Source organism: Nocardia sp. NPDC006044, from assembly GCF_042871115.1.
GTDB lineage: Bacteria > Actinomycetota > Actinomycetes > Mycobacteriales > Mycobacteriaceae > Nocardia.
Genome location: NZ_JBIAID010000002.1, coordinates 365,044 through 391,257 on the forward strand (window position 1 = coordinate 365,044; position 26,214 = coordinate 391,257).

Annotated in this window: 28 protein-coding genes; 17 read left to right on the forward strand and 11 right to left on the reverse strand. The window is 66.5% G+C overall.

Going from position 1 to position 26,214, the window contains the following annotated elements; all coding sequences use genetic code 11:
* Positions 1-5: 5 nt before the first annotated feature.
* On the forward strand, positions 6-728 hold the full coding sequence (locus ACFYO1_RS19335) for a uracil-DNA glycosylase (RefSeq protein ID WP_387232555.1): 723 nt from the start codon (positions 6-8) through the stop codon (positions 726-728).
* Positions 729-855: 127 nt separating this feature from the next.
* Positions 856-2,091 (forward strand): cation:proton antiporter, encoded by a 1,236-nt coding sequence (locus ACFYO1_RS19340; protein ID WP_387232558.1) that lies wholly within the window; start codon positions 856-858, stop codon positions 2,089-2,091.
* On the opposite strand, the gene ACFYO1_RS19345 is transcribed toward ACFYO1_RS19340, so the two are convergent.
* Complete coding sequence (locus ACFYO1_RS19345; protein WP_387232561.1) at positions 2,086-3,315, reverse strand: epoxide hydrolase family protein; 1,230 nt, start codon at positions 3,313-3,315, stop codon at positions 2,086-2,088. The genes ACFYO1_RS19340 and ACFYO1_RS19345 overlap by 6 nt on opposite strands.
* Positions 3,312-3,788: a MarR family winged helix-turn-helix transcriptional regulator gene (locus tag ACFYO1_RS19350; protein WP_387232564.1), complete on the reverse strand. Its 477-nt coding sequence runs from the start codon at positions 3,786-3,788 to the stop codon at positions 3,312-3,314. The genes ACFYO1_RS19345 and ACFYO1_RS19350 overlap by 4 nt, the downstream gene beginning before the upstream one ends.
* 111 nt (positions 3,789-3,899) lie before the next feature.
* On the opposite strand from ACFYO1_RS19350, the gene ACFYO1_RS19355 reads away from it, so the two are divergent.
* Entirely contained in the window at positions 3,900-4,985 is a 1,086-nt protein-coding gene (locus tag ACFYO1_RS19355; RefSeq protein WP_387232567.1) for an ABC transporter permease, read from the forward strand.
* On the opposite strand, the gene ACFYO1_RS19360 is transcribed toward ACFYO1_RS19355, so the two are convergent.
* Positions 4,935-6,104, reverse strand: coding sequence for an alpha/beta hydrolase fold domain-containing protein (locus tag ACFYO1_RS19360; RefSeq protein WP_387232570.1), 1,170 nt, complete (start codon positions 6,102-6,104; stop codon positions 4,935-4,937). The two genes, ACFYO1_RS19355 and ACFYO1_RS19360, sit on opposite strands and share 51 nt — an antisense overlap.
* 200 nt (positions 6,105-6,304) lie before the next feature.
* Between ACFYO1_RS19360 and ACFYO1_RS19365 the strand changes: the two genes are divergently transcribed.
* Together ACFYO1_RS19365 and ACFYO1_RS19370 are read left to right on the forward strand one after the other, a co-directional pair.
* Positions 6,305-6,943, forward strand: a complete 639-nt coding sequence (locus ACFYO1_RS19365) for an HD domain-containing protein (protein ID WP_387232572.1) — start codon at positions 6,305-6,307, stop codon at positions 6,941-6,943.
* On the forward strand, positions 6,931-7,911 hold the full coding sequence (locus ACFYO1_RS19370; RefSeq protein ID WP_387232575.1) for a GlxA family transcriptional regulator: 981 nt from the start codon (positions 6,931-6,933) through the stop codon (positions 7,909-7,911). Before ACFYO1_RS19365 ends, ACFYO1_RS19370 begins: the two co-directional genes overlap by 13 nt.
* Before the next feature lie 26 nt (positions 7,912-7,937).
* Here ACFYO1_RS19370 and ACFYO1_RS19375 read toward each other — a convergent pair whose 3' ends face one another.
* Positions 7,938-8,354: a hypothetical protein gene (locus ACFYO1_RS19375; RefSeq protein WP_387232578.1), complete on the reverse strand. Its 417-nt coding sequence runs from the start codon at positions 8,352-8,354 to the stop codon at positions 7,938-7,940.
* A gap of 267 nt (positions 8,355-8,621) precedes the next feature.
* Here ACFYO1_RS19375 and ACFYO1_RS19380 point away from each other — a divergent pair, with 267 nt between their 5' ends.
* Positions 8,622-10,025: an FAD-binding protein gene (locus tag ACFYO1_RS19380; RefSeq protein ID WP_387232581.1), complete on the forward strand. Its 1,404-nt coding sequence runs from the start codon at positions 8,622-8,624 to the stop codon at positions 10,023-10,025.
* 6 nt (positions 10,026-10,031) lie between these two features.
* Here the strand turns inward: ACFYO1_RS19380 and ACFYO1_RS19385 are convergent, their stop codons facing one another.
* Both ACFYO1_RS19385 and ACFYO1_RS19390 read right to left on the reverse strand, forming a co-directional pair.
* Entirely contained in the window at positions 10,032-10,874 is an 843-nt protein-coding gene (locus ACFYO1_RS19385; protein WP_387232584.1) for a GNAT family N-acetyltransferase, read from the reverse strand.
* A gap of 52 nt (positions 10,875-10,926) precedes the next feature.
* Positions 10,927-11,523: a hypothetical protein gene (locus ACFYO1_RS19390; protein WP_387232587.1), complete on the reverse strand. Its 597-nt coding sequence runs from the start codon at positions 11,521-11,523 to the stop codon at positions 10,927-10,929.
* 262 nt (positions 11,524-11,785) lie between these two features.
* Here ACFYO1_RS19390 and ACFYO1_RS19395 point away from each other — a divergent pair, with 262 nt between their 5' ends.
* Positions 11,786-12,727, forward strand: coding sequence for an esterase/lipase family protein (locus ACFYO1_RS19395; RefSeq protein WP_387232589.1), 942 nt, complete (start codon positions 11,786-11,788; stop codon positions 12,725-12,727).
* A 185-nt stretch (positions 12,728-12,912) separates the two neighbouring features.
* Positions 12,913-13,446: a hypothetical protein gene (locus tag ACFYO1_RS19400; RefSeq protein ID WP_387232591.1), complete on the forward strand. Its 534-nt coding sequence runs from the start codon at positions 12,913-12,915 to the stop codon at positions 13,444-13,446.
* Between the two features lie 78 nt (positions 13,447-13,524).
* Here ACFYO1_RS19400 and ACFYO1_RS19405 read toward each other — a convergent pair whose 3' ends face one another.
* A complete protein-coding gene (locus ACFYO1_RS19405; protein ID WP_387232593.1) occupies positions 13,525-14,115 on the reverse strand; it encodes a hypothetical protein in 591 nt (196 codons plus the stop codon).
* A 46-nt stretch (positions 14,116-14,161) separates the two neighbouring features.
* Here ACFYO1_RS19405 and ACFYO1_RS19410 point away from each other — a divergent pair, with 46 nt between their 5' ends.
* The 6 genes from ACFYO1_RS19410 (at position 14,162) to ACFYO1_RS19435 (ending at position 20,245) form a co-directional block, all read left to right on the forward strand.
* Entirely contained in the window at positions 14,162-14,500 is a 339-nt protein-coding gene (locus ACFYO1_RS19410) for a DUF3237 family protein (protein ID WP_387232596.1), read from the forward strand.
* Between the two features lie 330 nt (positions 14,501-14,830).
* Positions 14,831-16,321, forward strand: a complete 1,491-nt coding sequence (locus tag ACFYO1_RS19415; protein ID WP_387232599.1) for a peptidoglycan DD-metalloendopeptidase family protein — start codon at positions 14,831-14,833, stop codon at positions 16,319-16,321.
* Between the two features lie 273 nt (positions 16,322-16,594).
* On the forward strand, positions 16,595-17,533 hold the full coding sequence (locus ACFYO1_RS19420; RefSeq protein WP_387232602.1) for an undecaprenyl-diphosphate phosphatase: 939 nt from the start codon (positions 16,595-16,597) through the stop codon (positions 17,531-17,533).
* A 237-nt stretch (positions 17,534-17,770) separates the two neighbouring features.
* Positions 17,771-18,070 (forward strand): WXG100 family type VII secretion target, encoded by a 300-nt coding sequence (locus ACFYO1_RS19425; protein ID WP_387232605.1) that lies wholly within the window; start codon positions 17,771-17,773, stop codon positions 18,068-18,070.
* Between the two features lie 55 nt (positions 18,071-18,125).
* On the forward strand, positions 18,126-19,745 hold the full coding sequence (locus tag ACFYO1_RS19430) for a hypothetical protein (RefSeq protein WP_387232608.1): 1,620 nt from the start codon (positions 18,126-18,128) through the stop codon (positions 19,743-19,745).
* Between the two features lie 119 nt (positions 19,746-19,864).
* Complete coding sequence (locus tag ACFYO1_RS19435) at positions 19,865-20,245, forward strand: hypothetical protein (RefSeq protein WP_387232610.1); 381 nt, start codon at positions 19,865-19,867, stop codon at positions 20,243-20,245.
* A gap of 53 nt (positions 20,246-20,298) precedes the next feature.
* Here ACFYO1_RS19435 and ACFYO1_RS19440 read toward each other — a convergent pair whose 3' ends face one another.
* Positions 20,299-21,468, reverse strand: coding sequence for an epoxide hydrolase family protein (locus ACFYO1_RS19440; RefSeq protein WP_387232613.1), 1,170 nt, complete (start codon positions 21,466-21,468; stop codon positions 20,299-20,301).
* Positions 21,469-21,570: 102 nt separating this feature from the next.
* On the opposite strand from ACFYO1_RS19440, the gene ACFYO1_RS19445 reads away from it, so the two are divergent.
* Positions 21,571-22,146: a CGNR zinc finger domain-containing protein gene (locus tag ACFYO1_RS19445; RefSeq protein ID WP_387232616.1), complete on the forward strand. Its 576-nt coding sequence runs from the start codon at positions 21,571-21,573 to the stop codon at positions 22,144-22,146.
* A 22-nt stretch (positions 22,147-22,168) separates the two neighbouring features.
* Here ACFYO1_RS19445 and ACFYO1_RS19450 read toward each other — a convergent pair whose 3' ends face one another.
* From ACFYO1_RS19450 to ACFYO1_RS19460, 3 genes are all read right to left on the reverse strand, one after another.
* Positions 22,169-22,609, reverse strand: a complete 441-nt coding sequence (locus tag ACFYO1_RS19450; RefSeq protein ID WP_387232619.1) for an NUDIX domain-containing protein — start codon at positions 22,607-22,609, stop codon at positions 22,169-22,171.
* 30 nt (positions 22,610-22,639) lie between these two features.
* A complete protein-coding gene (locus ACFYO1_RS19455; RefSeq protein WP_387232622.1) occupies positions 22,640-23,257 on the reverse strand; it encodes a dihydrofolate reductase family protein in 618 nt (205 codons plus the stop codon).
* A 71-nt stretch (positions 23,258-23,328) separates the two neighbouring features.
* Positions 23,329-24,171, reverse strand: a complete 843-nt coding sequence (locus ACFYO1_RS19460) for a helix-turn-helix domain-containing protein (RefSeq protein ID WP_387232625.1) — start codon at positions 24,169-24,171, stop codon at positions 23,329-23,331.
* A 151-nt stretch (positions 24,172-24,322) separates the two neighbouring features.
* On the opposite strand from ACFYO1_RS19460, the gene ACFYO1_RS19465 reads away from it, so the two are divergent.
* Together ACFYO1_RS19465 and ACFYO1_RS19470 are read left to right on the forward strand one after the other, a co-directional pair.
* Positions 24,323-24,958, forward strand: a complete 636-nt coding sequence (locus tag ACFYO1_RS19465; RefSeq protein WP_387232628.1) for a TetR/AcrR family transcriptional regulator — start codon at positions 24,323-24,325, stop codon at positions 24,956-24,958.
* Positions 24,959-25,046: 88 nt separating this feature from the next.
* Positions 25,047-26,180 (forward strand): phosphotransferase family protein, encoded by a 1,134-nt coding sequence (locus tag ACFYO1_RS19470; protein WP_387232631.1) that lies wholly within the window; start codon positions 25,047-25,049, stop codon positions 26,178-26,180.
* The last annotated feature ends 34 nt before the right edge of the window (positions 26,181-26,214 follow it).

The window sequence follows — 26,214 nt, forward strand, 5'->3', positions numbered from 1 at the left end:
TTCCCGTGTGCCACACCATCGCCGAGCTGGACGCCGCGGTAGCCGACTGCTTCGCCTGCCCGCGGCTCGTCGCCTGGCGCGAACAGGTGGCGCGGGAAAAGCGCGCGGCGTTCCGGGATGAAACCTATTGGGGGCGACCGGTTCCCGGGTACGGCCCGGACGACGCGCGCTTGCTGGTGGTCGGGCTGGCGCCGGCCGCGCACGGCGGCAACCGGACCGGGCGCATGTTCACCGGCGATCGCAGCGGCGACGTGCTCTACGCGGCCATGCACGCGGTCGGGCTGGCCAACCAGCCGACCGCGACGCATCGCGACGACGGCTTGCGCCTGCTCGGCACCCGGGTCACCGCGCCGGTGCACTGCGCCCCGCCGGACAACAAGCCGACGCCGGACGAGCGCGACCGCTGCCGGCACTGGCTGGCCACCGAATTCGCGTTGCTCGCACCGACGGTCCGCGCCGTCGTGGTGCTCGGCGGGTTCGGCTGGCAGGCACTGCTGCCCGTGCTGGCCGACGCCGGCTGGACGATTCCGCGGCCGCGACCGAAGTTCGGCCACGGTGCGCACATCGAGCTATCCCCCGCCGACGCCGGGCGCGCGCCGCTGCATGTGTTCGGCTGTTATCACGTGAGCCAGCAGAACACCTTCACCGGCCGGCTCACTCCCGCGATGGTCGAAGAGGTGTTGCGCACGGCCGCGCGGGCGGCCGGCCTCGATATCGCCGCCGACTAGTTCTTTTGTCCGAGAATGGGTTTTCGGCGGTCCACGTTATCGTTATAACCGGGGAGTCGGTCGCAGGCGCGACTCGACGGAGGAGCCGGGGCGGGCCACGGCGCGTCCACTACGAACGGAGCGCGAGTTGCCCAGTAACCAAATGGTGTTCCTGCTGGTAGATCTGGTGCTTATCGCGGTGGCCGCGCGATTGCTCGGCAAGCTGGCCCAGCGGCTCGGACAACCGCCGGTAATCGGCGAAATCGCGGCGGGAATCATTGCGGGGCCCACCATTCTGGGGGCGCATTTATCCGGAATCGTCTTTCCGCAGGACGTCCGTTCCTACCTGAGCGCGTTCGCGAATGTCGGCGTGATGATCTTCATGTTCCTCGCCGGATTGGAGATCGATCGGAGCTCGTTCAACGGCAATCGCCGCGCCGTGGCCAGCGTGTCGCTGTCGGCCTACTTCGTGCCGTTCGTGCTCGGCTGCGGGGTCGCGCTGGCCGTGCTGTCGCGATATCACCAGGGCAACCGGCTGACCTTCGCGCTGTTCATCGGCTGCGCGCTCGCGGTCACCGCGTTCCCGGTGCTGGCCCGCATCCTGATCGAACGCGACCTGATGGGCACCAGGATCGGACAGCTCAGCATGGCCAGCGCGGCCATCGACGACATCCTGGCGTGGACCGTGCTCGCCTTCGTCATCGGCCTGGCCCGGCCCGGCGCGACCAACCAGTGGAAACTGCTGCTGTTCGTGCCGCTGGTCGCGGCGATGTGGTGGCTGGTCCGCCCGCTGCTCACCCGCGCCTCCCGCTCCACCACGGCGAACAGCAACAACACCATGATCTTCCTCGCCGTCTGCGGCGCGCTGATCTGCGGCGCGGCCACCGAGTGGATCGGTCTGCACCTGATCTTCGGCGCCTTCTTGTTCGGCGTCATCTTCCCCCGCACCCACCGGCCGATCGTGGAGACCGGTGCGCAACTGCTGAGTTCGGTGTTCCTGCCCGCCTTCTTCGTCATCGCGGGTCTCCAGGTGGACCTGAGCTCGCTCGACCGCGCCGGTGTGGTGGAGATGATCGCGATCCTGGTGACCGCGTTGGCCGGAAAACTCGGTGGCACCTATCTCGCGGCCCGCGCCAACGGGATCGAACCGCGCGAGGCGGGCGCGCTGGCCAGCCTGATGAACACCCGCGGGCTCACCGAGCTCATCATCCTGAACGTCGGCCTGACCACCGGACTCATCGGGGTGCAGCTGTATTCGATTCTCGTCGTGATGGCGTTGGTGACGACGGCGATGACCTCGCCGCTGCTGCGCCTGCTGAAGGTGACTCCGGACCTCGGGCGCCTGCCTGTCCAGACCGCGGAGGAGGCCCGGACGGCCTCATGACCGCCGGGTGCGGAAGGTGCGGCGCAGGTCATCGATCCAGGCGTCCGGGACTTCCCAGGGGATGAAGTGGCCGCCCGCCTCGTGCGCGGTCAGGTTGACGTGGTTGTACCAGCCGGCCCGGTCCGTGCCGAGCCAGCTCTCGACGCGCTGCTCGGGAGTGGTTACGCCGGGCGGGTTTTCGTGACCGACGAAGGTGATGCCGGTGGGCGCCTCGATGATCGGGACGCGATCGTGCGCCGGGACCCAGGGATAGCGGTTCGCGTTGGCGTAGTAGCGGATCGAGGTGCCGATGGCGTTGTTCACCCAGAAGATCATGGCGTGGGTGAGCAGGTCGTCCTTGCTGAAGACGGTCTCGATATCGCCGTGGTTGTCGCTCCACTTGACCCAGCGCTGCAGGAGCCAGGCGAGCAGTCCGGCCGGTGAGTCGGCGAGACCGTAAGCGAGCGTGCTGGGTTCGAGCAGGTGGACGGCGAGGTGGACGGCGAAGCGGCGTTCGATGGCGAGGAATCGCTGATAGTCGGGATCGGACAGACCCGGCGGGATCGGCTGTCCCCCAGTGAGATCCCAGGCCCGGTCGCCGGTGAACAGGCTGAGCTTCAGGCCGGAGCCGATGTGGATGCCGTGCAGTTCCGCGGCGTACTTGTGGCCGAGCTGGCCGGTGACGAGCGCACCGACGTCGCAGCCTGCCGCGGCGTATTTCGGATAGCCGAGGGTGTCGGTCATCAGCGTGTGCCAGAGGTCGGCGACCTTCCAGAAGTTCATGTCCGGGTGCTTCGGCAGCGGGGTGGAGAAGCCGAAGCCGGGCAGCGACGGGACGATGACGTCGAACGCATCCGCCGGGTCACCGCCGAATGCCGCGGGGTCGGCGAGCGGGTCGACCACTTTGGCCCAGTGCCAGAAGGTCCACGGCCAGCCGTGGGTGAGGATCAGCGGGGTCGGGTCGGGTCCGACGCCTGGCCTGCGCATGAAATGGATCGGCACGCCGTCGACGTCCACCCGGTAGTGCTGATAGGCGTTGACCGCGGCTTCCGCTGTGCGCCAATCATATTCGTCGATCCAGTACTCGACCAGCTCCTGGAGATATCGACGGCTGACGCCGTAATACCAGTCGTCGTTGTCTACATCGTCCGGCCACCTGGTGAGCCGGAGCCGGGTCGCCAGATCGTCCAGCACATCGTCGGCGACCCGAATCGGCGTGGCCTCGAGCGGAAACTGCGATGTCATGAATACCCTTCCGAGATAACCGAATCGGCCGCACTGAGCTCGTCGTCCATCAGCTCGGCCATCCGCGCCAGCGCGGGCAGCGCCGCGCTGACCGCCTGCCGCTCCGCCTCCGTCAGCGCCTCGACCAGCTCGGTGAACCGGCGCACCCGCTCCCGATGCCGCGTCCGCACGATCCGCGCCCCCGCCGCGGTGATCTCGACCAGCACCGCCCGCCCGTCCTCCGGATCCGGCCGCCGCACGACCAGTCCGTCCCGCGCCAGCCGGCTCACCAGCTGAGTGATGGCCGGCTGCGTGATCTGCTCGGTCACCGTCAACGCCGAAATCCGCATCGCCCCTTTGTGAGCCAGCGTGTGCAACACCGAAAGCGTGGTGAACGTGTGCTTCTCCGCGCTCGGCAGCCGGATGGATCCCCGGGTGAACGCCCCCATCACCCGGGCAAGATCATCGGCCTCGAGTTCACGCTGCGCCGCCATGGCCAGCAATGTATCACTGATTTATTTAAGCTGCTTATGTATTTCTGGCGCCAGCCGCTCGCGACGGCGTGGGTCACCGGTATACGCACTGGTGAGACCCAGTGTGCGGGGATGGTCAACCTGCGCGGGCAGCACGAGCGGCGACGGACGGCGGGCGAGTGGTGGGCGATGGTGCGGGCTTCGCCGTATCTGCCCGCGACCGTGCTCGTGCTGCTGGTCGCGGCCGCGGCGGGGTTGTTCGCGGGGTCGTACACGTACGCGCTGGCCAATCCGACGCCCCGCCGGATTCCGATCGCGGTGATCGGGTCGGAGCAAGACTCTCCGGTACCGGGATTCCTGACGGAAATGCAACGGTCGCTGGACAATTCGCTGGCGGTGCGCAGTTATCCGAGCGCGACGGCGGCGCGCGAGGCGATCGAGAATCAGCAGGTCTTCGCGATCGTCACCGCGCAGCCGCCGGGGGTGCGGCTCGATATCGCCAGCGCCTCGGGGCAATCGGTGGCGCAGTTGCTGACCCAGGTGGCGACGACGGCCGGGGCGGTCCAGGTGACCGATGTGGTGCCGTTGCAGCGCGGCGATCCGCGCGGGCTGGCGATCTTCTATATCTCGCTGGCGGCGGTGATCATCGGTTTCGTCGGCGCGACCCAATTCAGCGTGCACGCGGCGGCGTTGAATCCGCTGGAACGGATCGGCTTCACCGCGGCGTACGCGCTGTGCGGCGGCTTTGCCATTGCGGCAGTGGCGGATTGGGTGCTCGGCGCGGTCCGGTTACCGTTTCCGGAGTCGTGCGGAATTCTGTCGCTGACCATGTTCACCTCCGGCATGGTGTTCACCATGTTCAACACCCTGTTCGGGCGGTGGGCGATCTTGCCGACCTGGGGTCTGATGGTGTTGCTCGGCAATCCGTCCTCCGGCGGCGCGGTGTCCTGGCCGCTGCTGCCGTCCCTGCTGGGACACATCGGTCGCTGGCTGCCGCCGGGCGCGTCGGTCAACGCTCAGCACACCGCCGTGTATTTCGGTGCGCACCAACATGTTATGCCGTTCGGTGTGCTCGTCGGGTGGTCGCTGATGTCATGCGCGGTGTTCTTGATCTGGCGCAACCGCCATCCCGGCGGCCGGACGACCGGCAACGCGCACGACGCACGGTCAGGCAATCGGAAAGTGATCGGCCAGGAACGTGGCGAAGACCTGTCGTGAGATCTGCGTGCCCCAGCCTTCCCAGGTGAAGTCGTAGATGTGCTCGCCGTAAGGCACTGCGAGCAGCCGGTTTTCGACGCCCACCCGGCGCAGCCGTTCGGCCAGTTCGGCTGAACCGCGGTACGGCGCGACATGATCCCGGTTGCCGTGCATGAGCAGCGTCGGCGGCAGGTTCGGCCGGACGTAGGTGGCCGGTGAGGCGGCCTTGTAGCGGTCGGGCACCTGGTCCGGAGTTCCGCCGGTGTAGTCCTGGAGGAACGTGCGCATCCGTCCGGGCAGACCGGTGTCCCGCCACGCCTCGACCAGGTCGGGCACCGGGTAGAACGCCGCGACCGCCTTGACCGCCGTGTCGGTGACCGCGCAGCTCGGCGCCACCCGGTCGTCGGCGTAGGCGCCCATCAGCGCGAGATTGCCGCCCGCCGAGCCGCCCGCGAGCATCACCCGCTCCGGATCGATGTTGTACTTCGCCGCCTGTTGCTTGACCCACCCGACGGCGCACTTCACATCGCCCGGCGATTGATTCCAGCGCGCGGGCGGCGTCAGCCGATAGTCGATGGCGAAGACCGCGTATCCCTTGTCGTTCAACCACTTGTGCCACATCGGCGCCTCGCCGCGGTCGCCGTTGCGCCAGCCGCCGCCGTGCACCCAGACCACCGCGGGGCGCGGCCGGGCCGAATCACCGTCCGGCAGTTTCACATCGAGCTTCAGGTCCTGGCCGTCGACCGTGGTGTACACGGTGCTCAACGATTCGACCGGTGTGCCGGTGTTCGTGCCGCCGGAAAGATAGTCGCCGAAGGACAGTTTCGCGTCCTGCCGCACCGCCGTCCCCCACGCCGCGGCCAGCGGGAAGCCGGAGGCGACCACCCCGAGCAGGCACACCAGCCCGGTCACCGCCGCCACCCGGCGCACCCCGGCTCGGCCCTTTTTGCCGAAGGCGATCAGCGACAACACGAATCCCGCCAGCCCGAGCGGAATCAGGTACAGCCCATAGTCACTCACGATGTGGGTCAGCACCACGAAGGGCGCGGGCACCCGCACCGCGATGATCACGTAGATGAACAGCACCATCAGCACGGCCACCCCGGCCGCCGATGCCGCAACCAGCCAGCGAATGAGCATTCGATCATTAACCCATGACCGTCCGCACCAGCACAGATGGCACGCCGCGCAGGGGCGTCGAGGCAGTACTCGAGCCGTGCGGCAGTAGGACGGAGGATGTCCTGATCTACGGTATATCGGTCCGAAAGGACACGGCCGAGGAGGTACCCGAAGACGCATTCTGGGACAGGTCAGCAGCTACGGTTTACAGGAGCGTTCCCATGACAGAGCACATCGCAGGCATCGCCATCCCCGACAGCCGCCTGGTTGCCGAGGCCACCGAACTGGTCCGGGCCTGCGCGCCGCCGCTGCTGTTCCATCACTCCCGGCGCGTCTACCTGTTCGGCATGTTGCAAGGACAGCTGCGCGGTCTGCAGCCCGATCCCGAGCTGCTCTACGTCGGCGCGATGTTCCACGACCTCGGATTGACCGGCACCTACCGCACCGAGAACCAGCGGTTCGAAGTCGACGGCGCCGACGAGGCCCGACGATTCCTCACCGCGCACGGCATCGACGACGAAGCGGCACAGCGGGTGTGGACGGCCATCGCGTTGCACACCACGCCGGGTATCCCCGAACATATGGCGCCCGAGATCGCGCTGGTCACGGCCGGTGTCGAAACCGATGTCCTCGGTATCGGATACGGCGATCTCGCGCCCGCCGATATCGCCGCGGTCACCGCCGCGCATCCGCGGCCCGACTTCAAACGGCAGATCCTCGCCGCGTTCACCGACGGGTTCGCCGACCGCCCCGACACCACCTTCGGGACGGTCAATGCCGACGTCCTCGCCCACTTCGTGCCCGGCTTCGTCCGGACCGATTTCGTCGAGGTCATCCGGTCCAACCCATGGCCGGAGTGAGGGTGGCGTCGCGTCCGCACAGGGTCGGCGTGCTCGTGTTTCCCGGCGTCACGCTGCTCGATGTCGCCGGGCCGGGCGAGGTGTTCACCGAGGCCAATCGGTGCGGCGCGGACTACCGGATCACGCTGATCTCCCCCGACGGCGCACCGGTGCGCTCGTCCACCGGGTTGCGCTTCGAGGTCGACCGCGCCGCCGGCGAGACGCGCAAACTGGACACACTGGTGGTACCCGGCTCCGAGGAATTGGCCGCCGCGGCGCTACCACCCGAATTGGTCGGCGCCGTAACCGGATTGGCCGCACGCACGCCACGGATCGCGTCGGTCTGCACCGGCGCGTTCCTGCTCGCCGCCGCCGGCCTGCTCGACGGACGCCGCGCGACCACGCATTGGCGACACGCCACCACGCTGCGCAGACGCCACCCAGGTATCGAGGTCGAGTCCGACGCCCTCTTCGTCACCGACGGACCGATCATGACCTCGGCAGGCATCAGCGCGGGCATCGATCTCAGCCTTCACCTGGTCGAACAGGACCACGGCCCGGCCCTCGCCCGGGACGTGGCCCGCGCCCTGGTCGTCTTCCTCCAACGACCCGGCGGCCAATCACAGTTCTCCGTCCCGATTCGCATGCCGGCACCGAAGGACAGCACGCTGCGCACACTGCTCGACACCATCCACACCGATCCCACGCGGGACTACACCGTGCCGGTGCTCGCCGCCCTCGCCAACACCAGTCCGCGCCAGCTCACCCGGCTGTTCCGCCGGGAATTGGACACCACGCCGGCTCGCTATCTGGAGCAGGTGCGCCTCGAGCAAGCCCAAATACTGTTGGACCAAGGACATTCCGTCACCGCGACCGCCGAACGCAGCGGTTTCGGCAGCGACGACACGCTTCGCCGCGCCTTCCAGCAGCACCTCGGCATCGCGCCGAGCACCTATCAGCACCGCTTCACCGCGACCACCGAACCCTGAGGTGTGCGTCGATTCGGCTGCCACGGCTAAGGTTTCACGCCATTCACCGCTTCCGCCCGCCAGGCCACGATCGCGGCTTCCCACCGGCGATTGCTGGTGAACTCGGAGATTTCCCGGCGGTCGATCAGGATGTAGATCTCCCCCGCGGTAGTCGTCTCCAGGATCAGCGGCTTGCCCGCATTGAGCAGACCACCCATGAATCTGCCGTAGAGCGAGGTGAATTCGCGGCGCAGCGACACGATGGCGGTGGGCGACAACGTCAGATCGTCGCCCGCGCTCCAGTTCGACAGCACCAGCCGCTGTCGCTCGAGTTCGATCCGGCCGCGGCGCGGGAACAGCGCGCGCTGGCTGACGATTCCGGCCGCCTTGTCCGCGGCGCTGTGCCGGCGTAGTTCTTCCACGGTCGCGGCGATGTAGCGTCCCCTCCGTACAACATCCGTCATCACGAACACCTCCCGGCTGAATGGCATGCACCTACCGAGAATTGTCTGGCCGGGCACCGGTACCGCACATCGGTCTCCTGTACCCCATCGATGTCCGCCGCAAGGACTACGCGACGCCGCGCAGGTCCGCCGAGCGGAGGACGCGGGCGTCGCCAGCCGGTGTCGTACCGCTATTTTCCATGGTCACGCCCCTAGGCTTGGCCCATCGATACCAACCTCTCGCGCAGCGCCTTTCTGCGGAACGCACTCGGAATCGGCCTGACCGGCTTGGCCCTGGCCGGCCTACCGGGCACGTCCGGCGCTCGCGTCGCGCGGGCCGAGCCGCTGGCGGTCGGCCGCAGCGCGGCGGGCGTGGATTGGAGCAGGCTCGACAAGCGGATCCGGGGTCGCGTCGTCCTGGCGAACGACGCGGACTACCCGACCGCGAAGCAGATCTTCAACACCCGGTTCGACACCGCGAAGCCGGCCGCCGTCGTGCAGGTCGCCACGGTCGACGATGTGGCGGCGGCGCTCACCTTCGCCGCCGAGCACGAACTGACGCTGGCGGCCCGCGCGGGTGGGCACTCGTATGTGGGTGCCTCGGCCGCGACGGGCGCGATGATCGTCGATCTGCGCAAGCTGTCCGGGGTGAGCTACCGCAAGGGCGAAGCCGTTGTCGCGCCGGGCATGACGCTCAACGCGGTATACCGCGAGCTCGACCGATTCGGCCAGACCCTGCCCACCGGGATGTGCCCGATGGTCGGCATCGCCGGGCTGACTCTCGGCGGCGGCCTCGGCTTCGAATCCCGGCGCTACGGCCTGACCTGCGACCGGCTGGCCGCGGCGACCATGGTGCTGCCGGACGGCACAGTAACCGAGATTTCGCCGACCTCGCGGCCGGATCTGTTCTGGGCCGTGCGCGGCGGCGGATCCCAGCTCGGCGTGGTCACCTCGCTCACCTATCGCACGTGCCCCGCGACGCCGAAAGATGTTGTGCAACTGACATTTCCCGGAGAACAGGCGGCGCAGGTGATCGCCGGGTGGTCGGCCTGGCTCGCTTCCGCCGATCCCGCGGCGTGGGCCTGCGTCAGCGTCGACGCGGACGGGCACGGCGGTCTGAAGTGCTGGATGCAGCTGGTCTGCCCGGCGAAGGAAGGTATCCGGGCGACGGTCGCGTTGCTGGCCGCCACGGCGAAGCCGCTGAACGTGGAGTACCGGAGCCTGAACCACATGGACACGGTCATGTATCTGGCCGGCGGCAACGCCACCCAGCCGCGGGCCACCTTCACCTGCGGCTCCGACGTCGTCACCGAGCTGTCCGCGGAGGCCATCGCCGCGATCATCGAGGCGATCACCGCGCACTCCCGGGCCGGCGGCACCGGCTGGGTACAGATCAACACGCTCGACGGCGCCGTCCGCGACACCCTCCCCGGCGACACCGCCTTCCCTTGGCGCGAGCACGCGGCCCTTGTGGAATGGGGCAATTATCAGCAGATTCCGCACGAGCAGGCGGCCGCGTGGATCACCGAGGCGCATCGGCTCATCGCCCCCTACTCCGCGGGCGCCTACGTCAACTACCTCGAGATCGGCGACCCGATGCGGCGCTACTACGCGCACAACTATCCGCGACTCGACCGAGTCCGCCGAAAGGCGGACCCGCAGAACCGGATACACACGGTGCTGGTCAGCTGACCAGCACTAGGCCGAGCGGACGAGAATCGCTCGCGTGTAGAGGATGTGGAATCCGAGCCGCTGCACATTCTGCTGCGACTTCGAGCCGGGGAGCGTGGTGACCACGGCGAGGTCGCAGCCCGCCGACGCGGCGACGGCCAGGCGGGCGGACAGGAGCGAGGCCTGGACACCGCGGCGGCGGAACGCGGGAAGGGTTGCCGCACCGCAGAGTTGCGCGATCCCCTCGGCGAGGCGCAGGCTGGCGCCGCCGGCCGGTACACCGTCGATGCGCGCGATCGAGCCGGAAAACCCGGTGGCCGAGGCGATGTCGCGTACCGAGTTGTCGAGGGCGTCGCGCGGAAACTCCTCGTGCGAGGCGATGCCCTGCACGTCGGGCGCCGCGAAGCCGGTGGCGACTACGTCCAGCCAGGTATCGAACTCGTCCGGTCCGACCGGCGAGATCTCCACGCCCGCCGCGATATTCGCCGACCGGCCGGGTTCCAGCCGCAGACCGAGCACGTTCTCGAACCCGCTGAGCACATAGCCACGGCGGGTCAGGCGTTCGACCACCGTGGGGTCGGCGAGCGTCGATACCTCGAACTGGACCGGGGTGCCGCGTTCGGCGAAGGCCGCCTCCACCTCGTCCAGGACGGCGTCGTCGAAGTCGCCGCCCATACCGGCGCCGACCACCTTGTCCAGCGGTGAGCTCGGGCCCGCCCATACGGCCGACCCGCTGCCGACCGGAAGCACCAGCGCCCGCGGCTCCCGTTGCGCGGCGGCGCGGGCACCCTCTTCGATCAGCGAGCGTTCGACGCGCTCGATCCGAGCGGCGAGATCGGTTCCGGCGAAGAGGCTGGGTTCAGACGACATGGATGCATTCCTACCAGGGAGAACCTGCCGCGCGACAATCCTTTTCGCACCCCTATGCGGAGGTGCGCAGTACCGGCGCGGAGGCCTCGAATCGATCGGCGGAACTTCTGAGTCCGACCATAGCCGCGAGAATGCCGAGACCCGCCAGCGGAATCAGGTCGAGCGTGAGCATCGGCGCCATCGTGCTCACCGCCATCACCACCGGACTCCACCACGGGAGCCGGCCCGCCCGGACCAGCAGGATGGTCAGCACGAACAGTCCGAGGAAGAACAGCGGGGGACCGACCTCGTAGAACGCCGGCCGGACGCCGGGGACCGCGGAGAATTCGCGGCTCAGCCTGGACATGCCGGCTTTGTCGTCGGCCATGGCGGCGAACGCGATATCCGCGCCGAACTGAACGATCGTCGCCGCCAATCCGATCAGCGTGACGATCACCGTGCCCCTCCCCCATTTGCGTTGCGGAAGCAGACGATCCAGCCCGAGCACCACCGGAATGAACAACACCGTACCGATCAGGCCGACGATATGCGCGGCTTGCCAATCGATCCCGGGCCCGTACCGGCCGTCCGCCAGGCCGAACAGCCGGATCACGCCGTATCCGGAAAAGCACAGAGGCGCGGAGACAAGCAGCACTCCAGGGGATTTCACCAGCCAAGCTTGGCAGGACGAGGGTACGCGAGCCTCCGGGAAAACCCTGGTTTCGCCCCGGGGTCCGGGCGGGTCGTTGAACAGCACCTCGTCCAGCGCGTCCCGGGCGGACAGGCTGCCCGAAACGTTTTCCCGCCACTCCGCCGAAGTGTTTGCCCAACATTCGCCCAGATGGTTCCATGAGGCCGCGACACCTGGTGACGGGACTGGCTTTCGAGTAGCCGAGCAGATCTGCTGCGCTGGCGAAAGGAACCGTGTCTCGATGCGTCCAGGTCAAACACGTCGGTGCCGCTGGGGAATCAGTCTCACCGCGGCGCTCGCGGTCACCGGAATGGTCGCGGCCGTTCCCGCTTTCGCCACGGTCACCGAGGACGGCAGCGTCTCGCCCGCCGGGGCGAACGATTGGACGTGCGTCCCGACCGCGAAAAGACCGGAGCCGGTGGTGCTCGTGCACGGCACCTGGGGCAATCAGAACTCCTGGGACGTCCTGGCTCCGCAGTTGAAAGCGCTTGGGGTATGCGTGTATTCGCTGAATTACGGGCACGCGCCGTTCAGCGTTCGCGGCGCGGCGCCCGGCGTATTCGGCACCGCGGATATTCGCTCGTCCGCCAAGGAACTCGCGGCATTCATCGAACGGGTGCGCGGCACGACCGGCGCGGCGAAGGTCGATATCGTCGCGCATTCCCAGGGCGCACCCCTGACTCGGCAATATCTGCGCTTCGAGGGTGGTGCGTATCGCGCCGATCCGAGCCGCAACAAGGTCGACCACCTGATCACGATCGCCGGCACCAACCATGGCACCACGGCCGACGGGCTCGGCTTTCTCCTGCCCACGGGGAGCGCGTCCGGACTATCAGACGGCGTGATCGCCAGGGTGCTCGGCACCTCGGCGGCCCAGCAGCTCACCGGCAGCGAATTCATCCGCACGCTCAATGCCGGCGGCGACACCGAGCCGGGCGTGCATTACACGGCGATCGCCACCCGGGTCGATCACGTCGTCACGCCGCCGGAAGCGACATTCCTGCGCGCGGGCCGCGACGCCACCGTCGAGAATCTATGGGTGCAAGACCTATGTCCCACCGATACTTTCCACCACGGAATTCTCCCCGAATCCCCGGCCGTCGGATATCTCGTGCACCGCGCCCTCGGCCTGCCTTTCGCCGGCGATCCCTGCCCCGAGCCGAGCTCCGACCAGTCGAAGTAGCCGCTGACCGGCCGAGGATCCGCCACCGATCCCCCGGGGCCGAAACCATACCGAAAATATGCTTTGATCAGGGGAAATGCCCAATAGACAGGTCAGACCCAGCAGCGCATCATGATCTTTACATCCGGTGCCGTTCGTCGGGGGAACGTCAAAGGAAACCCGCACGGATTGGAAAGACCATGTTCATGAAAAAGTTGGTGGCGACCGCAATATTCGCCATCGCGGCCACCGGAATCACGATGGCAACGGCACACGGTGAAGCGGAATTGGCCGACGTTTCGGTCAGCGCGACGGACGGCCCGGTCGCTTACACGACGACGCTGGCCGCGGATCATTCACAGGCCCTCGTCACCTTGGCCTCCGGCAAGTTCGTCCTGACCCCGGAGGCGGTCCAGGTGGTCGCCGACGACGGCACGGTAGTCGGCGCGATTCCCACGACGCTGCGCGTCGAAACGGGCCAGACCTTCTCCGTCACACCGGCTTTGACCAGCGACACCGCGCTGACCCTCACCCCGGTGGGCGGCCCGACGGCCGCCGCGACCAGCTCGCATGATCTGCCGTTCATGCACACCGTCGGGGGCGGCGGAGCCATCCTCGCGGGGGCGTTCGTCGGCTGCCTGGTCGGCATCGTGATCGGTATCTGGTTCTTCCTGGTCGGCGCCATCATCGGCTGCGCCATCGGTGCGGCGATCGGCGGATTCATCGGCGCCGTCTCCTGACCGCGCCCGATCATCGAGCGTGACGAAAGACCCGTGCTCCGCCCGAGCACGGGTCTCTTATGTGTGGAACAGATCTCGCTAGACGCAGTACTCGCAGGTGCCGTTGGCGGGCAGCTGGATGAAGCACTGCGCGCACACCGCGGGCCGCGTCGGCTGCGGCTTGATCTCGGCCTGCGCGGTGGTGCTCGGCGCCCGGCGTCCGGCGACCTTGGGCGTGAGCGGCGGAACCGCCATGTCGGCCGGCATCGCGGCGCCGTAGAACTCGTAGCACTGCCAGCGCGCGTAGGCGGCGTGCAGCTCGAGGTCGTCCGGGATCGGCAGGCCGGCCAGCTCGAGCACGTACTTGTAGGTGTCGTCGACCGTGTGGTTCTGCCGCACGCACAGCGCGGTCAGCGGCGGCTCGCCTGCCTTGTGACAGCGGCGCGCGATCTTGCGCAGGATGGCGTCCATCCAGGTGCGGGTCGGCGCGCCGGTATGCACCCCGGACACCTCCTGCACCCGCTCGGCCAGCTCGCCGACGGTGATGAAATGCCCGTAACCGGTGGCAATCTCGGACAATTCCGCGTGCGCGGCCAGCGCCCACGCCACCGTCGCCTCCCGCAACGTCACCGCGGTGCCGTCACCCGCCCGCCATGCTCCTGCCGTCGTGGGCACCGAATTCCTGATCACCCGATCAAGTTATCGCGGGAGACCGGGAAAAGACCAATGACGGGCCATGCACCGGCGTACGGCCGGGTTGCCAGCCGGTCCGTCGACTCGAACCCGGCACTGGACATGGGCGCCGGGCCGTGCCCACCGTCATCCCCCGATCCCGACCGGAACAACGTCCGATCCTCGCCGTCCGCAACCACACCGCCATGCAACCATCGACCCCGACACGGAATCGCCCGGTCGATATTACTTTCGGACTGTTCCGTTATTCGAAACCGGATCGGATAATTATGCGCGGTCGAATGATATCGTGCGGGTCGGATCAGGATATTCGATCGACGGCCGGATGGCCCATCAAGTTTCCCGTATCCGGTTGAGACTATTATCGAAGAATAAATTCTAGTTCGCCGGTCCGGTGCGCCGAGCGAGCGGCACGATCCGCAAGAACCCAGGCAGAAGGGGCCTCGAGGACTGCGGGTCGCCAGTAGGGAGGGTGCGGCGAAGCGCCGCGGAAGCCAGTGACCCGTATTGTTGAATCCCTGGCTTAACTCCATTTATAGAATGGCTAACCTTTCCGTCCATCACTAATCTCCTAACCTACACTTTCGGCTGGGAAGTGGGAATCTGATCAGGTCAGCGAGATCTGTACGTTATATGCCGAGACTCACTTCCCGTGGCCGTTTCGGCCCAACGATCGACGATTATCACGACCGACGGAGAAAGTTGCCTCATCTTGAGATCGATCAATCCACGCCGCACCGGACGTTGGATATTCCCCAGTGCAGTAACCACTCTCGCGCTCGCCACCCTCATCGGCCTGACGGTCACCGTCAGCCCGGTCAGCGCGGAACCGACCGCGGACGGCCTTGACGACGCCATCACCGACACCCTCGCGACACAGCCGGCCGCGCGGACCGCCACCAGCGACAAACCCCCGGTCATCGACCGCATGCGCAGCGACGGCGAATGGGTCTTCGGCGCCGCGACCGTCCCCGAGGACAGCGACAGCGAAGAAACGCCGAAGTCCACGCTCTATGTCGCGAAACTCGACGACGAAGGCGATTGGGACGTCGCGTTCGAAGGCACCCCGGAGTTCGGCAGCATGGTCAGCAACGCGCCGGAGTCCGTGGTAAGCGGCGGCGAGAAGGCGGCATTGACTGCGCCGCAACCACGTTCGGGCAACACCGGGCTGTCGCTGCCATGGAAGCAGGGCCAGAGCTGGTACATGGGCGGCGGACCGCACGGCATCAGCGGCGAGAGCAGGCCGTACAACTCGGTGGACTTCAACGGCGGCGACGGCCGGGTGCTGGCGCCCGCGTCCGGCCGGATCTACAAGACGTGCGTGCGCAACGGCAGCGCCGAGGTGAAGATCGTGCACAACAACGGTTTCACCACCTCCTACTACCACATGACCGACCTGATCGGCGCCGCCGACGGCACCGAGATCACCGCGGGCACATACCTGGGCCGGACCGGAACCCAGTTGCCGTGCGGCGGTTTCGCCAGCGGGGCGCACGTGCACATGTCGCTGTACAAGGGCTCGCAGCCGGTGCCGGTGAACGGAGTGACCATCGGGGGCTGGACCTTCCGCGAGGGCCGGGAGGCCTACGGCGGTTATGCCGAGCACGAGGGTCAGCAGGTGCGCACCGGGGGCAGGCTGGTCAATTACGGTGGCGGAGACGATTCGAGCCCCAAGCCGACCGACCCGAAGCCGACCGACCCCAAGCCCACCGATCCGAAACCGACCGACCCCACACCGCCGACCACCACACCGAAGCCGCCCAAGCCCAACCCGACACTGGCCAAGGGCACCGTGCGCCCCTACCCGGACCGCAATCGGAACGTCAACCTGCGCTCCGGCCCCGGCACCCGGAACTCGGTGGTCGGCACGGTCCGCGACGGTGACGTGCTGACCATCACCTGCACCGCGCGCGGCGACCGGCTCAGCGGTAAGTGGGGCGGCACCGACCTGTGGAACAAGCTGGACAACGGCAAGTGGATCAGCGACGGGTTCCTCGACACCGGAAGCAATGGGCCGGTAGCGCCCGCCTGCCAGTCGAACGAGACGCCGAAGCCCGACCCGCACCGGGGAACCGACGGCGACGAGCCGGATGCCGGACAGCCCGACGAGAGCACCGGCGAAGAACAGCCGGAGGACGAGTGGACCGAAGACGAATGGCCGGATGACCCTTGGGGAGAAGGCGATTGGAGCTGGTGGAACTAGCGGCCGGCTGATCGGCTGATCCGATCGGTCCGGTAGCGGCGTTGAGTCGTGGGATCGCCGCCACCGGACCGATCGATCGTCGCCGACCCGCATGTCGCGCAGCGCCGCCGTGGCGTCCGGCTCGATCGTGATGATCTTGCCGAGGGTGTTCCGGAAGATCGCTCAGCAGGCCCGATTCGGGCGAAAGTCGCTGGGAGAAGCCGGATTCGGGCATATCGGTCGACGCGTGGGGTCGTGCCGCGTTGCCGTTGCGCGCATGCGAAACTCGTCGCGATGCTCACCTACTTTCAAGCGACGGTCATCGGCGTGGTGCAGGGAGTCACCGAACTGTTCCCGATCTCCAGCCTGGGACATTCCGTGCTGATCGCGGCCTGGGTTGGCGGCGATTGGCAGAAACTGGTCGATTCGGGCGAATCACCCACGGGCACACCATATCTGGCCTTCGTGGTGGCCTTACACGTGGCGACCGCCCTGGCGCTGCTCGGCTACTACTGGCGGACCTGGTGCCGCATCGCCGTCGGGTTCGTCACCACCCTGCGCACCGGCCGGCTCGACACCGTCGCGCAACGGCTGGCGCTGCTGATCGTGATCGCCACCATCCCCGTCGGCGTCCTCGGTCCGCTGCTGGAACACCCGCTGCACGCCCTGTTCGCCGCCCCCATCTGCGCCAGCGTCTTCCTGGTACTGAACGGCATCGTGTTACTCATCGGCGAGGGCCTGCGCCGCCGCAACGAACCCACCCTGGCCGAATACGGCCGCCGCTTCGCCCGACAGCAAACCCGCACAACAGTTCTCACCCTCGAGGCGCCCCCGCCCCGCCCCTCCGACCGCAAACTCGCCGCCCTCGACCTCCGCGACGCCGTCGGCATCGGCTTCGCTCAGGCCGGCGCGCTCCTCACCGGCTTCAGCCGGGCCGGTCTCACCATGGTCGGCGGCCTCTGGCGCGGCCTGGAAAACGACCACGCCGCCAAATTCGCCTTCCTCCTGGCCACCCCCGCCATCCTCGGCGCAGGCCTGCTCGAAATTCCAGAACTCACCGGCCCCGAAACCATCGGCATCCGCGGCCCGATCCTCCTCGGCGCCATAGCCTCCGGCCTCTCCTCCTGGCTGGCCGTCCGCTTCCTCGAACGCTACTTCCAAACCCGCACCCTCCTCCCCTTCGCCACCTACTGCCTAGCCGCCGGCCTCCTCTCCATCGCCCACTTCAGCTGAACTCTCGTTCCTGCCGGCCCAATTCGCCGACGGTGGAGGTTCTGCCTGATCGGACATCCATCAACTGGTTCCGCAGGTCGGCCGTGGCATCGCTGCCGCAAGCCAGATAGACTCCAGCTGCATGAGTGAAGGTGGGGGAACTCCTGATCTCGGCCGAAAGCTCGCCGTCGTACCCGATGAAGTTCACGCACACGGCAGTCAGATGAGCGACGCGCCGACGAGCATGGCAATCAAACTATGACGGACGAATTTCACGTCGATCTGGATCATCTCGATCAACTCGTCGCACGGCTGTCCGGGTTCGCCGGGTTCCTCCGTGATCACCTCACCGAACTCGACCGTAAGGTCGCGGCTCTGCACACGGAGAATTGGGACGGCGTGGCGGCAGCGGCCTATGTCGAGGCACACCGTCAATGGGCCTCCGGCGCACAAGAGTTCGCCGAAGGCGTGACCGCTATGAGCGATGCCGCCAGTCGCGCTCACGGCCACTACACGGAGGCCGCCACGTTGAATCTGAACTTGCTGCGCGGGACCTGACCATTGTTTGTACACCGCCGACACCGCGCCGCAAACCGAAGGAGTCGAGAGTTCAGTGACGCCGATCACGGTTGACCCCAACTCCTACTACAACGCCGCTAAAGGATTGTTCGACCTGACGGCCGATCTGAGCGCTGCCGTGACGCAAGCCATGACACCCGGTTTGAAGGACACATTCGGTATGGGCGGCCACTATCCGGCAGTGGCCAAATGGAACACAGCCTATAAACAGCACACCGCCGACCTGGTCACCACCATCACCGCATATGCGGGCGCGATGCAGCAACTCGGAGATGTCCTCAACCTCGCCGGCTACAACTGGCACACCGCGAACTACAACGCCAACCGCAACCCAGACAAAGGTGCGGCACCGGTGAAACCGACAGTCACAGCGGCTCCATCGTTCGGTCCGAGCGGGATCCCGTCGATCCCCGACCCCGGCACCGCCGCCCCCAGCGAATCACGTCTGACATTCTGGCCGGACAGCGCCGAGTCGTTGCTGCGGTCGACCTTGACCGCCATGGCGGTGGAAATCCCGGACGGCAACACCGAGACATTGGACCGCGCCGCATCGGGTTGGCGGGCTTTCGTCCGACATCCCGCCATTGCCGAGGCGAACACTCGGCTGAACACCATCACGGCGATGTTCGACGGCATCCAGGCACCGGACGTGTCCGAGGTCCGCGATCTGCTCGGGGCGTTGAAGACCGGCGCCAGCGCAATAAGCGCCGCGACGGCGGGTTTGATTACCGCCACGGTCAATCATCACGACGCCCTCGTGGATCTGCGCACGCAGATCATCGATGCCACACCTCGAGCGTTCCCGAACCTGAGCGCGAGAGCCACCATGCGCACGACCGGGGTCGATGTCATGCCCGCAAGCGAAGGGTCCGAGGGCGAAATCGTCACCGGAGCGGGTGTGTACAAGGATGTCCTCGGCCCGCACCCGCTTTTCACTCTGTTGCGCAGAGCTACCTTCGAAGGCATGGACGGCCTCGGCATCAGAACGAGACTCGCCGAGATAGCCGGGCTACAGGACGATGCGATCGTCCGATTGGACTCCTACTCGAGCGACCCCGTCAAGTGCACCCTGAATCCGAATTGGCAAAGCGAACTGGAAAAGATTGATCCGGACGTGCGCCCGTGGGTGGGCTCCGCAGTGAGGTACGGAAATGCCGCAGGCATTGATCCGAGACTGGTAATGGCGATCGTGTACAACGAAGGCGGATACCGATCCGACTCGTTCATAGAAAGAGAGATGAGTTACGCCTACGACGTGTTCATTCGCGAAGGCGGTAACCTCATACGGCCGAACTCGCTAGGCTTGACGAATATGAAAGAAGACACTTTCGAGGGCGTCAAAAGAATATTTCCGTCCGAGTTCGACGGCAAAGAGTGGTCCGACCTCAAAGAAGATCCCGACCTCGCCATCAAGGCGGCCACATATAATTTGAAACGCATACAAGACCAGTATATCGGCGGAGTGCCGGACGAGCTGAAAGAGAAATATACGCTCGACCAGTTCCTGGCTGCCGGATACAACGCTGAACGGAACATTCCGGACTACTTCGAGGCGGGCGACCTCGGTCCGGTGGTCCAAGGGTATGTTCGGATGACAGACACGGCGCTCGACAAGGCACAGAAACTGCTCGGCGGGATGTACACATGCAAATAACTTGGCTGCGGACACCCTCGAAACGAGTGGCAGCGCTCGCTGTCGTTCTCCTTGCGCTCGTGGCGATCGCCTGGGGTCTAGTCACCTGGCTTACCAGGCCTAACGACGCGGAGCGCTGCTTGAACCAACTGCAGGTAGCCGGATACGCCAAGGTCACACACAAGGCCGATACCGAGGATGCCGGCCCCTGGGCCGAAGCAATATTCGTCGGCGCACCGGTGGACGATGTCAAGACAATCATCACCGGACCGGATCTGCGGCTCAGACTCCCACGTTCCGCCAAGCAAACGACCGATCCGGCACCGAATCCACCGGCACCCGGCCTTCCGGTTGAGGAATGGGTGGCATATGGCGAGGCCGCGAACAACTGCCACGTATCTGTGTACAAAGTATTAGACAACCGTGGTAGTTCGTGGAAATTGACCGATGCGCAGACCACGCACATGAAAGACGGAACGATCAACGTGTTCAGATTTCAAGTCACTTGCGGTAATGGATAGTCCTGACCTGCGCCCGAAAGCGCATTTCGGGAAGGTCTCTGGACCTGTCGCATTCACCGGTTAGCGGCAGCCAGGACTGCTGTGAGGCCTGCTTGCAGGTCTTTGACGAAATACTCGGGGACCTCCAGGGACGGGAAATGTCCGCCGGCTTCGGGGGATCGCCAGCGGACTATCTGGCGGAATCGGTATTGGGCCCAGGGGCGGGGGTACTTTTCGATGTCGCGGGGGTACATGGTGATTGCGGAGGGGACGTCTACTCGGAGGTCGGGGTCCAGGGAGTTGTGGCTTTCGTAGTAGATGCGGGCGGCGGAGGCGCCGGTGCGGGTCAGCCAGTACAGGGTGACGTCGTCGAGGATTCGGTCTTTGGAGATTGTTTCGAAGGGGCTGTCTTCGGTGTCTGACCATTCGGCGAACTTGTCCAGGATCCAGGCGAGCAGGCCGACCGGCGAGTCGACGAGCGAGTAGCCGATGGTCTGCGGCCGGGTCGCCTGCTGTTTCGCGTATGCGGCGCGGTGGTGCCAGAAATCGTGGGTTTCCTCGGTCCACGCGAGTTCGGTCGCGGTCAGGCCGTCCGTGGTCATCCCCGGCGGGGACTGCGCGGTCGTGGTGTGGATGCCGAGTACCTGGGCGGGAAACCGGCCGCCGAGGACCGTGGTGATCACGCCGCCCCAGTCGCCGCCGTGGGCCAGGAATTCGCGGTAGCCGAGCCGTTCCATCAGTTGCACCCATGCGGCCGCGATCTTTTCGATTCCCCATCCGGTACCGGCGGGCTTGTCGCTGTAGCCGAAGCCCGGCAGCGACGGGACCACGACGTGGAACGCCGGCGCGCCTGCGTCTTTCGGATCGGCCAATTCGTCTATTACGTCGATGAATTCGGCAATGCTGCCGGGCCAGCCGTGGGTCAGGATCAGCGGCGTGGCATCGGCGCGCGCGGAACGGCGGTGCAGGAAGTGGATGCCCAGATCGTCGATGACCGTGCGGAACTGGCCGATCCGGTCGAGGCGGGCCTCGAACGAACGCCAGTCGTACTCGGTGCGCCAGTAGTTCACGAGATCGATGAGGTCGGCGAGCGGAACGCCCTGGTCCCAGCGGCGCGGGCCGGGCGCGGCCCGATAGACCGTCTCGGCTTCCGGCAGTCGCGCCGCGGCCAGTCGCGCACGCAGATCGTCGAGTTCGGCATCGGTTGCGTGGGCTTCGAATGCTTGCACGTCGCTGGCGGGCATGAGACCTCCTGGTCGTCGTGGAACCGACTCGGTCTGTCGCGAACCGGCTAAGACGGTTCTAACATGTCGCAGCAGCCTGTTGCAACCAGCTAAGGTGGTTCCATGCGTGCAGGGTTTCCCGAATTTCGCCTCGGTAGCGTGCTGGCGACCAGCTTCACCGGCACGTTGTCCGAGCGTCACGGCGCCCCGGTCGAGCGCATTCCCACACCGCAGCGACTCATCGATTGGCTTGCGGTGAACGGCCTCACCGTCGACTCGTGCACTACCGCCCAGCTCGACCTCGCCCGGGAGCTGCGGGAATCCATTCACGCCGCCGCCACCGCGGCCGCGACCCATGAGCCTCTCCCCGCCGCTGCCGTGCGAGTCATCAACGACCGCAGCATCGATGGCCTGGCCGCGGCCGTCCTGACCCCCGAGGGCAATCGCCGATGGCGACTCAGCTCGCCCTCCCGCGTAGAAGACGCCCTCGGCGTGATCGCCGCCGACGCCATCAGCATCATCTCCGGCGAACGGGACGGAAAACTAGCGTTGTGCGCATCGCCGACCTGCCGGGCCGCCTTCTTCGACAGCAGCCAGAGCCGCACCCGCAAATGGTGCGACATGAACACCTGCGGGAATCGCCAGAAAAAGGCACGGTTCAACGCCAACCAGCGCAAAACCCCTGGATCGGCAAAGTAATCGCGCGCCGAGCCACGAGGCTCTACCAGCCGTAGACCGAGAAGGATGTTCCGTCCGCTATGTGGCCCATCGCGGTGCGGCAGTAGGCGATCATGTGGTCAGGCAGGTCGCCGAGCGAAAACCATGCCAGGTCAGTACATTTCGCCGGCTCGCGGTTCGTCGGCTCGCCTTGCCAGTCGTCCACGATGAAGAAGAAGGCGACCCGTCCACCCGCGGATGAGTTGTGCATGACATGGGCGAACCGCACGGCTTCCGGGGCGATGGTCACGCCGACCTCTTCGCGCGCCTCTCGGATCAAGGCGTCGAGCACCGATTCGCCGGTTTCGAGGTGGCCACTCGGCAGATGCCAGGCGCCATCTTCGAAGCCGGTGTTCTGCCGCCGCCCGAACAGCACCCGGCCTTCCTCGCGCAGGACGAGGTGCACATCACCGGTTACCTTGTGCCGCTTCGACGATTCGGTCATAGCTCGAGGATGCCCTGCCTGGCCAGGGTGCTAGCGGCGGACCTTGAACTTCAGGTGCAGGACCCCTTCGCCCTGGATGACCACGTGCGGGTCCTCCAGTAGATGCTGTCCATCGATGCTGCCGAAATACCTTTTGCCCGAACCGAATACGACCGGCACGAGGTCCATCGCCACCTCGTCCACGAGGCCGGCCGCAAGGATTTGGCCGCCTACTTCACCGGCGTTCACGGCGACGGTCCGGTCACCGGCGAGTTCCTGCGCCTTGGCGACCGCGGCCGTCACGTCGTCGACGAAATGGTAGGACGCCTCGGGATGCCAGCCTTCGGGCTTGGGGCGGTGGGACACCACGACGACGTGGTCACCTGCGGGCGGGCGCCCTTCCCAGCCGTTCACGAGGTCGAAAAGCCTGCGGCCCATGATGATTGTGCCGATGCTCGCCCAGATCGATCCGACGTACTCCGCCGAGACGCGCGACACCTTGATCCCGCTGCCGGTTCCGGAATGGTCGTACCCCGGGTCGTCCTCATCGACTTCGGCGAGCGGGGTGTCCCCGTTGAAGTACCAATCGTGCAGCGGCCCGACGTCGTCGTTCTTGTCGGCGATGAAGCCGTCCACCGACGCCACGTTGTGCATGATCACTGTTCCCACTGGTTCTCCTCGGGTCTCTCGGTATTCGCTTCCGATCTTGTCGTCCCGCGCACGGATGGTCTTGTAAAAAATCAATCAGCGGGCATCGGACCGTTGTCCGGCGGGAACCCCTGGTCAGCGGGGAATCGGCGCCGCAAGGCCAGGTAATCCGTCGGAGTAAGGCCGGTGAAGTCCTTGAACTCCCGGCTGAAGTGGGCTTGGTCGAAGTAGCCCACGGTATGGGCGAGCCCCGGCCAATCGACCGGACGCCCGACGTCCACGGACAAGATCAGCCGCGCGAACCGGTAGATCCGCGCCACCTGCTTCGGCGTGACTCCGACATGCGACTTGAACTGTGTGGCAAGGTGATTGCCACTGACCCCGGCGGCATCCGACAGCGCACCGACCGAGATTCCGCCGCGCGAACTCGCCAAGCGCCCGCCGACCTGCTGGACCAGTTCGAGACCGCGCGACGGCCCCTCGGCCAGCCGTGCCCGCAGTTCCGCTTCTACCGCCCGCAGCGTCTCGGCGGGCGAGGCGAGATCGCCGATCTGGTTGCGGATCCGCTCCACCGATCGCCGCCAGACGCCGTCGACCGGCACCCATCGATCCCGCAACTCACGCACCGGCAGGTCGACGAACGGCGAAATCCCCCACGGCTTGAAGTGCACCCCGACCAGCCGCACCCGCTCGGGGTATTCGAACAGAAAACGCCTGGTCCACAGGCCCATGAACCATCCGTCCGCGAAAACCGCCGGCGGCACCGAGGCATCGGAATCCCACAGCCGGGCCGGGTCGCCCAGGTTGATGAACAGATGCGCGGACGGCATCGGCGGGACGATCATCCGGCGATGGTTCGGCGCCCCGGTCAGGCAGTAGATATCGTCGATGAACCGGTCCAGCGGCGGGCCGGGCACCATGCCGATGTAGTGCATGGACTCAGTCTGCCGACGAATTCGTTCCGTGACATCGGTAGACGCGGAAGCTGCCATAGGTATGCCGCACACCGGCGGCCGCTTGCCCGGCGCCGGCGCGACGAGCGGTGTGCAAGGCTTCCTTCGGCTGTCCGGCGAAATGGAGGTACCGATGACCGCAGCGGGACCGACGATGCAATCCGCGGCCGGAACTCGGCTCAACAAAAAGGGCAGGGAGACCCGGCAGCGGCTGCTCGACGTCGCCATCACCTGTCTCGCGGAGGGGTCCGGCGAACCGCTGTCGGCGAATCGGGTGGCGCGAGCGGCGGGGGTCAGCTGGGGAACGCTGCAGCATCAGTTCGGCGACCTGGACGGATTGTGGGCCGCGGTGCTGATCGAGCTGACGGATCGTAGTGGCGCGAGCAGCCCGGAGACCTGGCCGCGGTTCAGCGGTTCGATCCAGGAGCGGGTGGGCGAAATGGTGAACGCCATCTGGACCATCCTCGGCGCACCCGAGGGACGCGCGGTGGAAACCCTGCGCGCCGGGCTGCCCACGGAGCAGACGGAACGTCTTGCCCAGTTCCCCCAGACTTCGGCGGCCATGGCCGCGTACGAGGACGCGTGGCTCAGAGCCTTCGAACACTCCCTGGCCGACCTGCCGCTCGATCCACAGAAGGTGCACCGGATCCGGTGCCTGATCCCGCCGGCGATTCGCGGCATCAATAACGAGCGCAGGCTGACCTCCGCCGCCGACGTGGCCAGCGCGCTGCGCGGGCTGATCGACGCGACCACGGCCTACCTGGAGTAACTCCCATTCATTGAGAACCCTTGTTGACAATTGTGCGACGGCGACTGATGGTTATCCGCAGTTTTCGCACAGCTGTCAGGAGTGATCGATGTCTCAACCCCGGGCCGAAAAGGGCATGCGCCTGCAACGCAGTAGCCGCGACACCAGCACGCTGATCCCACACCTCACCGAATGGCTGAGCGCGCAGCTCCCGGCAGGCGCCGAGCCGGACGTCACCTTGCGCTCCGGCATAGACAGCAACGGCATGTCGGCGGAAACCATGGTGCTGCAGCTGAATTGGACCGAGGCCGAGGCCGTGCGGTCCGCCGATCTGATCGCTCGCATGGTGCCCGCGCCCGGCGACTTCCCCGTCCTGGAGAACTACAACCTGCCGGATCAGTTCGACGCCATGCGCATCGTGGCCGAATCGAGCGAGGTTCCCGTCCCGCGGGTGCGGTTCATCGAGCCGACGGGCGACGTGCTCGGCACGCCATTTCTCCTGATGGACCGCGTCGACGGCCTGGTACCTCCCGACGTGATGCCCTACACCTTCGGCGACAACTGGCTCTTCGACGCGACTCCCGAACAGCAAAGCCGGTTGCAGCACAGCACAATCGAGGTGCTCGCCGAGCTGCACGCCATTCCGGACGCGGCCACCACCTTCGCCTTCCTCGACCCACGGCAGCCCGGTTCCAGCCCGCTCGAACGCACCCTCCGACGCGCAGAGCGGTGGTACGAATTCGCCGCCCGCGACAGTGGAAAGTCGGCGCTGGTCGAGCGAATCCTGGTGTGGCTCAGCGCGAATCTGCCCGATACTTCGTCCGGTGAGACCGTGCTGTCCTGGGGCGACGCCCGCATCGGCAACTGCATGTACCGGGACTTCACGCCGGTCGCGGTGCTCGACTGGGAACTGGCCACAATCGGCCCCCGCGAACTCGACCTGGCCTGGTTGATCTTCGCGCACCGCGTCTTCCAGACCATCGCCAATACCTACGGCCTGCCCGGGATGCCGGAGTTCCTGCGTGCGGAGGACGTGACGGCGACCTACCGCGCGCACTCGGGCGTGCAGATCGGCGATCTCACCTGGTACACGCTGTATGCCGCGCTCAACTACTGCGTCGTCTTCATGCGGTCCGGCGGGCGTCAGGTTCATTTCGGTGAGATGGAACGGCCCGACGACATCGAGATCCTCTTCCATCACCGGTCGCTCGTCGAAGAGCTGCTCGCCGATCTCGGCGCCTGACCTCCGTCCCGAAAACTACTTGGGGAGAACCATT

What these genes read in the sequence shown, in the direction of transcription:
- ACFYO1_RS19470 (WP_387232631.1), top strand. Translation starts at nt 25,047, where the DNA reads ATGTCTCAACCCCGGGCCGAAAAGGGCATGCGCCTGCAACGCAGTAGC.
- ACFYO1_RS19395 (WP_387232589.1), top strand. Translation starts at nt 11,786, where the DNA reads ATGCGTCCAGGTCAAACACGTCGGTGCCGCTGGGGAATCAGTCTCACC.
- ACFYO1_RS19400 (WP_387232591.1), top strand. Translation starts at nt 12,913, where the DNA reads ATGAAAAAGTTGGTGGCGACCGCAATATTCGCCATCGCGGCCACCGGA.
- ACFYO1_RS19365 (WP_387232572.1), top strand. Translation starts at nt 6,305, where the DNA reads ATGACAGAGCACATCGCAGGCATCGCCATCCCCGACAGCCGCCTGGTT.
- ACFYO1_RS19450 (WP_387232619.1), bottom strand. Translation starts at nt 22,609, where the DNA reads ATGACCGAATCGTCGAAGCGGCACAAGGTAACCGGTGATGTGCACCTC.
- ACFYO1_RS19350 (WP_387232564.1), bottom strand. Translation starts at nt 3,788, where the DNA reads ATGGCGGCGCAGCGTGAACTCGAGGCCGATGATCTTGCCCGGGTGATG.
- ACFYO1_RS19420 (WP_387232602.1), top strand. Translation starts at nt 16,595, where the DNA reads ATGCTCACCTACTTTCAAGCGACGGTCATCGGCGTGGTGCAGGGAGTC.
- ACFYO1_RS19410 (WP_387232596.1), top strand. Translation starts at nt 14,162, where the DNA reads ATGCACCGGCGTACGGCCGGGTTGCCAGCCGGTCCGTCGACTCGAACC.
- ACFYO1_RS19355 (WP_387232567.1), top strand. Translation starts at nt 3,900, where the DNA reads ATGGTCAACCTGCGCGGGCAGCACGAGCGGCGACGGACGGCGGGCGAG.
- ACFYO1_RS19445 (WP_387232616.1), top strand. Translation starts at nt 21,571, where the DNA reads ATGCGTGCAGGGTTTCCCGAATTTCGCCTCGGTAGCGTGCTGGCGACC.
- ACFYO1_RS19385 (WP_387232584.1), bottom strand. Translation starts at nt 10,874, where the DNA reads ATGTCGTCTGAACCCAGCCTCTTCGCCGGAACCGATCTCGCCGCTCGG.
- ACFYO1_RS19465 (WP_387232628.1), top strand. Translation starts at nt 24,323, where the DNA reads ATGACCGCAGCGGGACCGACGATGCAATCCGCGGCCGGAACTCGGCTC.
- ACFYO1_RS19345 (WP_387232561.1), bottom strand. Translation starts at nt 3,315, where the DNA reads ATGACATCGCAGTTTCCGCTCGAGGCCACGCCGATTCGGGTCGCCGAC.
- ACFYO1_RS19370 (WP_387232575.1), top strand. Translation starts at nt 6,931, where the DNA reads ATGGCCGGAGTGAGGGTGGCGTCGCGTCCGCACAGGGTCGGCGTGCTC.
- ACFYO1_RS19440 (WP_387232613.1), bottom strand. Translation starts at nt 21,468, where the DNA reads ATGCCCGCCAGCGACGTGCAAGCATTCGAAGCCCACGCAACCGATGCC.
- ACFYO1_RS19425 (WP_387232605.1), top strand. Translation starts at nt 17,771, where the DNA reads ATGACGGACGAATTTCACGTCGATCTGGATCATCTCGATCAACTCGTC.
- ACFYO1_RS19460 (WP_387232625.1), bottom strand. Translation starts at nt 24,171, where the DNA reads ATGCACTACATCGGCATGGTGCCCGGCCCGCCGCTGGACCGGTTCATC.
- ACFYO1_RS19360 (WP_387232570.1), bottom strand. Translation starts at nt 6,104, where the DNA reads ATGCTCATTCGCTGGCTGGTTGCGGCATCGGCGGCCGGGGTGGCCGTG.
- ACFYO1_RS19375 (WP_387232578.1), bottom strand. Translation starts at nt 8,354, where the DNA reads ATGACGGATGTTGTACGGAGGGGACGCTACATCGCCGCGACCGTGGAA.